This window comes from Cytobacillus praedii, from assembly GCF_001439605.1.
Lineage (GTDB): Bacteria > Bacillota > Bacilli > Bacillales > Cytobacillaceae > Cytobacillus > Cytobacillus praedii.
The window spans coordinates 139709-145757 of sequence record NZ_LMBX01000013.1 but is presented as its reverse complement, the minus strand read 5'-3'; the positions used below and the strand labels follow the sequence as shown (position 1 = coordinate 145757).

The following is a 6049-nucleotide window of genomic DNA, read 5'->3' as shown; positions in this document are numbered from 1 at the left end:
TCTGAGATTTGGTGTGGTAACTTTATCTTATCAGAAGTGGTCTTTATTTTTTATGCAAAAATAATCAAAGCAGGTGGAATTTTATTCGTCGTAAAATTCCACCTGCTTTTTCATTTCAGAGGTGGGTTTTGTCCCAGCCTCTCACTGTAGAATCTTTATTATTCTTGATCCGTTTTTTCACCATCAGTTTCTTTCTGATCTTCGGTTGAATTATCCGTATTGGCTGTACCGGATTGTCTTTGTTTCTTTAATTCAAAATACGTATCTAACACACGTTCAGCAATGTTTCTATTCGCATAATGGCCATGACTGCCTTGATATGCCCAAGGAACTAAGACAGCAATTGCGACTTCTGGATTATCGTAAGGTGCATAACCCACATAGCTTAAATTAATAACCTCAGGGGGCTCTTTGCCATATTTGCTTCGTTCAGGACCATCATAGAAGGCCTCGGCTGTACCTGTTTTTCCAGCGGGATTGTAATCTTTTCCTTTCGCGCCAAAGCTGGAATAAGCAGTTCCGCCTTTTTCCTGAGCAACCTGACGGAAACCTTCTTGTACACGGTCAAGCCATTCTTCTTTTCCTTCTATGCGGTTAAGTACTTTCGGCTCAATTTCCTCGATAATTGGTCCAATTTCTCCGTTATCCATTAAAGGCTCGCGGATTTCTTTCACAATATGCGGCTCCATTCGGTTTCCGCCATTTGCAATCGTGGAAACGTATTGTGCAAGCTGCATATTTGAATACGTGTCATACTGTCCAATCACTAAGTCAAGCATGAAACCAGGCTTCGTCCCAGTTCCTTTAAAGCCAGATTGTTCATTTGGAAGATCAATACCTGTTTTAACCCCTAAACCATATTGAGCAAAGGAGTCACGAATGGTATTAAAGCCCTTTGAGTTTAACTTTAATGGACGATCATACTGGTATTTGCCGCCACCAATTTTTATTGCAGTATGAAACATATAAACGTTGGAAGAATATTTAAGGGCAGTGATATCTGACATCGTCCCAAGTCCAGCTTTCCAAGATTTCTTAGGTGGCGTTCCCTTAATTTTTACTGGTGTGTCATAGAAGGTATCTCCTGGACGAATTGCCCCAGTGTTAAATCCAGTCATTATTGTCGCACCCTTAACTGTCGAGCCAACATTATAAGTCGTTTGGATATTTCCAAGCGCATCATCCATAATGACTCTTTCCCCATTTTCTTTTTTAACTATTCGTTTCCCTGCCATAGAGAGAATCTCCCCAGTTCGAGGATCCATCAATACAACATAGGAGCGGTCAAGCAAAGCAGTACCTGATTTAGACTTTGCCGCTTTTAATTCCTCTTCTACAATTTTGTCAACAGCCGTCTGAAGTTCCATATCAATGCTTAAGACAAGATCTTTCCCTCTTTTTCCTTCTGAAATCGGAATGGTTTCTAAAACATTGCCTGCCTTATCGGTAACGTTCTTCACTTTTGCTTTCTGCCCGTGCAGTACATCCTCATATTGCAGCTCGATTTGACTTTTTCCTACCCGGTCATTACGGCTATAATCCCGTGCTAAATAATAATCAAGCTGTTCTGCCGGGAGTCCATCATCAGATACATTGCCAAGAACAGACTTCAATGTATCCCCAAATGCATAATATCGTTCCCAGTCTGTTGTTGTATCCACGCCAGGGAGCAGCTGAAGGTTTTCACTGACAACAGCGAATTCTTCATCGGTTACACCCTTATTTTTTACCATTTGCGGTGTTAATGCATATCCACTTGAAAAATCCCGATAAATCGCAAGAACTTCTAAATCAAAGGCCGTTAACTCATTTAATTCTTCCTCTGTAATTCGATCAAGCTGGAGCTTATAGATTTCTTTGTCTAATTCCTTGCCCTCCAGCTTTTCTTTCAATTTATCTTTTTCCTCATCAGATACCTTTTTTTCTGCAAGTTTTGGATTTTTTATAATCCAATAATCTTTTTTATCTCTTTCCTGGACTTTACTTGTGTCTTTTTCAATAAGTCTTGCAAGATTTTCCGCAACTTCTAGCATTTCATCTTGCTTTGCCCCTCTATTGGTGTACGTAATCGCATTTTGCGGGGTATTATCTACAATTACCTTACCAGTCCGATCCAGCATTTTTCCTCTAGGTACAGGATTATTCACTGTAATGTCTTCTGTCCGCTCTATCTCTCGTCGATAATCATCTCCATAAACAATTTGCACAAATCCAAGTCTAAGAATTAATACCGAAAACAGCATAAAAACGATAAAGAATAAGACATTTACCCGGAATGGTACATGTGACTTCTTCTTTTTCTTTTTTTGTTTCAATTTTTATTTACACATCCTTTATCCAGTTCACTTTATCACTTATCTTTATTCTATAAGAAAACAATAAATTATTCTATTAAGAACTCATTATTGTGATAAGAAAAATTTCCCTAAAAAGAAATGTGTAAACAGTTAGTTAAGGTGACTGGAAATGAATTTTCCTGATAAACAAATAAATGATTAGATGACCGATGCCTAAAGAGAGAAGAAGAATAGGAATCCCTTTTTCTTCATTAAAAAAAACAACAACACCAAGAAAAGCAAGAATGGAAACAACTCTTCCAGAATTCAGAAAAATCTCCCTAACTACAATATATTCTATCCTCATTTCAGCAGCATTCCACCCCTTCCCTATCACATCGTAGGTCATGGATATATAAGGAACGAGTAAGAGAGGGTAGGCAATAGCAATAATTCCAGCGTAAAATAGCAGCTTTGGATAAGTTAAATTAAAAATGATTAAAAAAATGGCAGCGTATAAAATGACTCCACCAATAAGTATGGCTTTTTTTCGCTGATTTTTCTTCAATAGCCTTGATACACTATAGTATGTAATAAATGAAACACCTGAATTTACAAGACCGAATGTTCCTAATGCCATTTCACTTCCTGTAGAAATAAATACAAAAACAGATATGATGAAGGCAAAAGTCCCTTCACGTAGGCCTTGAAAAAAATGAGCATTCGTAATGAGCCGCCAATTCATATTGTTTTTTCTCTCTGCTATAATTCGTTTAAACCAGTACTTTCCATTGGCTGGCCGCCTCTTAATAAAGAAGCTTAAAAAAACAGCTAATGAAAAGAGAGCAAGAGATATTCCAAATATGATCGAATATCCAGTGAACTTTTCCATTCTTGAAATAATAAACCCTGCAGCAATGGGACCAATCATGCCGCCGACAGATGTAAGAATGCCGAGAAATCCGTTAAAAAAATCTCGATTTTCCGGTTCGGTAATTTCAAAGGTTAACACATTAAATGCTAGCCAATAAAAGCCATACCCTACCCCTAATAATGCACCAAGAAGCAATAAAAATTTGGAAGCATATGTACCAACAGCTAAAACGGTTACATAAAATGCCGCCAAAAATATAACACCTATTCTTAATACAATCACCCGATCAATTTTCTTTGCCCATCTTCCTGCTAATATAAAGGTTAGCGGTTGGATGACTACAATGGTTAGATTATATAATCCTAAATCCTTAAATTCACCAGACTGCTTCCATAGATAAATATTCACAAATGTATTCGATAAAGCCACACTTAATGAATAGAGTCCTCCTATCAATAGCAGTAATCCTAAATCCTTTGTTAGTTCTACATCTCCGATCAACTTTTTCACTTTACTCATAAAAAAACTCCCCTTCATCTAAAGGGTAGTTTTTATCAAAACGGTGTCGCTTATTCAACATTTACGCAATCACTCAAATTGAAAACACGGCAGAAGTATCTGCCGTGTTTTCTGTATACTATCTATTATTTTGCTGAGCTGTAACGCTTAGATACTTCATCCCAATTAACAACATTCCAGAAAGAATTGATGTATTCAGGACGACGGTTTTGATATTTCAAATAGTATGCATGCTCCCAAACATCTAAACCTAATAATGGAGTCTTTCCTTCCATTAATGGTGAATCTTGGTTTGGTGTGCTAGTAACTTCAAGCTCGCCATTGTTTACTGCAAGCCATGCCCAGCCAGAACCGAAACGAGTAGTAGCTGCTTTTGCAAACTCTTCTTTAAAGCTATCGAAGCTGCCAAATTTGCTGTTAATTGCAGCAGCTAAATCTCCAGTTGGCTCACCGCCACCGTTTGGAGAAATGACTTGCCAGAATAAAGAGTGGTTTGCATGACCACCGCCATTATTGCGGACAGCCGTACGAGCTGCTTCAGGTACAGCATCAAGATTTGAGATGACTTCTTCAACTGATTTAGAAAGAAGCTCTTCGTTTCCTTCTAATGCATTATTAAGATTTGTCACGTATGTGTTATGGTGTTTTGTGTGGTGAATATTCATTGTTTCTTTGTCGATATTTGGTTCTAGTGCGTCATAAGCATAAGGTAATTGCGGTAATTCGAATGCCATTATAAATTCCTCCCTATGTAAATAAATTAAGCCTTCTGAATTTTTTTTCGATTCCCATCATTCTAATTTTAGAATGATTATTCAGGCTTTCCATATAAGATTACCAAAATAAGATAATCCTTTCAATGAAAATGCTTAAATAAAACAAGCGGAAAAATCACTTACCCTCTAGATTTTTCCAAATTACAAATATACCATTCCCGATTTATTGATAAATCATACAAGAATTCCATATTTCGTTAAATTGTCATGATTTTGACCAGCACCTATGAGTCAACGACTTAAGTCATATTTATCCTCGTACTCCCTTAAGAAAGTCCTACTCTGTCATTGACAGGTTTTCTTTAATTCCTTTAAATCAACATTATAAGTTATTGTAAGGAGCGACAATTATGAAAAACTTTAGCCTTTCACTCTACAGCTTTCTTATCCAGCATTTCATTGAAAACGAAACCGTTCAACTAATTAAGTCTGGTTCGATTCTCTTTCAAGAAAAGGATAAAGTGAACAATGTATACTTATTATTATCAGGAAAAGTTTCCATAGGAAGAATGAATATTCATGGAAAAGAATTTATCCTAAAGTTATTAAATGGAGAAGAAATCATTATTGAATATCAGTTATTTCGACATGCACCTAAATATCACTTTTTCGCTAAGGCGCTTACTGATTGTGAAATGATTATTGTAAAAAGAGAAAAGTTTGAGGAATTTATCCTACAGGACCCTGAACGATTAAGTAACTTAACATCATGGCTGAGCACGAGATATTTAAAGGCGCAAATGATCTGTCAGGATTTAATTATTCACGGAAAAAAAGGCGGGCTGTATTCTATTTTAATCCGGCTATGCAACAGCTATGGGGTTAAAACAGAAGAAGGGATTTTAATTGATTTTCCGCTTACACATCAGGAGTTAGCAAATTTAACATTTGGGACGAGAGAAGTCATCCAGCGAATGCTTAAGGAGCTAAGAGATAAGGATATCATTTCCTATGAACGCCAAAAATTCACCATTAAAAATCTGAATTACTTAAAAAAGGAAGTGGATTGCCTTAACTGCCCCTTTGAGATTTGTGGCATTAATTAACTATATACAAAAGACCCATTGCATTTATATGGGTCCTTTGTAATTTAAACTAACATTATAAAACAACAAAAATAAAATAGACAATCATCACAGCTTGTATGACTCCCTTTGTTACTACACTGCTGATGAAACCAATCACAGAGCCAAATCCAATTTTCGCAGCTTCCTTCCATTCTTTTTTATGGACAGCTAGCTCTGCTATAAATGCACCCAAAAACGGACCAATGATAATCCCAAAGACTGGGATGACAAAGGGACCCACTAGGATGCCAATTGTACTCCCCCAAATCCCTGCTTTCGAACCCCCAAATCTTTTCACTCCAATTAAATTTGTAATATAGTCCGCTCCAAACAACAATAGGACAAAGAGGCCTTGTATAACCCAGAATAGCCAATTAAATGGTTCAAAGGAATAAAATATCCCGTAGAGTATAAATCCACCTGCAACAAACAGAACACTAGGAATAATCGGATAGACAAGCCCAATAAAAGCAATCACAAATAATAAAATAATTAATGTCCAATACAAGGTATCCATAACTCACCAGCCTTTATTTA

General features: G+C 36.7%; 5 protein-coding genes. 1 reads left to right on the top strand and 4 read right to left on the bottom strand.

All coding sequences use genetic code 11. The features are described 5' to 3' along the window. Nucleotides 1–158: 158 nt before the first annotated feature. The 3 genes from ASU02_RS15055 to ASU02_RS15045 all read right to left on the bottom strand — a co-directional run bounded on the left by ASU02_RS15055 (nt 159) and on the right by ASU02_RS15045 (nt 4403). Entirely contained in the window at nt 159–2315 is a 2157-nt protein-coding gene (locus ASU02_RS15055; RefSeq protein ID WP_057765026.1) for a peptidoglycan D,D-transpeptidase FtsI family protein, read from the bottom strand. Between the two features lie 136 nt (nt 2316–2451). Continuing rightward, on the bottom strand, nt 2452–3669 hold the full coding sequence (locus ASU02_RS15050; RefSeq protein ID WP_057765024.1) for an MFS transporter: 1218 nt from the start codon (nt 3667–3669) through the stop codon (nt 2452–2454). 125 nt (nt 3670–3794) lie between these two features. Next, nucleotides 3795–4403 carry a superoxide dismutase gene (locus ASU02_RS15045; RefSeq protein WP_057765022.1) on the bottom strand — a complete coding sequence of 203 codons (609 nt, stop codon included), beginning with the start codon at nt 4401–4403 and terminating at the stop codon, nt 3795–3797. Nucleotides 4404–4795: 392 nt separating this feature from the next. Between ASU02_RS15045 and ASU02_RS15040 the strand changes: the two genes are divergently transcribed. Further along, a complete protein-coding gene (locus ASU02_RS15040; RefSeq protein ID WP_057765020.1) occupies nt 4796–5491 on the top strand; it encodes a Crp/Fnr family transcriptional regulator in 696 nt (231 codons plus the stop codon). A 55-nt stretch (nt 5492–5546) separates the two neighbouring features. Here the strand turns inward: ASU02_RS15040 and ASU02_RS15035 are convergent, their stop codons facing one another. Continuing rightward, nucleotides 5547–6029, bottom strand: a complete 483-nt coding sequence (locus tag ASU02_RS15035; RefSeq protein WP_057765018.1) for a DUF456 domain-containing protein — start codon at nt 6027–6029, stop codon at nt 5547–5549. Nucleotides 6030–6049 lie beyond the last annotated feature (20 nt).

Bases quoted from the DNA above. Each gene is read 5' to 3' on its own strand.
- ASU02_RS15050 (WP_057765024.1), bottom strand. From the start codon at position 3,669: ATGAGTAAAGTGAAAAAGTTGATCGGAGATGTAGAACTAACAAAGGAT.
- ASU02_RS15045 (WP_057765022.1), bottom strand. From the start codon at position 4,403: ATGGCATTCGAATTACCGCAATTACCTTATGCTTATGACGCACTAGAA.
- ASU02_RS15040 (WP_057765020.1), top strand. From the start codon at position 4,796: ATGAAAAACTTTAGCCTTTCACTCTACAGCTTTCTTATCCAGCATTTC.
- ASU02_RS15035 (WP_057765018.1), bottom strand. From the start codon at position 6,029: ATGGATACCTTGTATTGGACATTAATTATTTTATTATTTGTGATTGCT.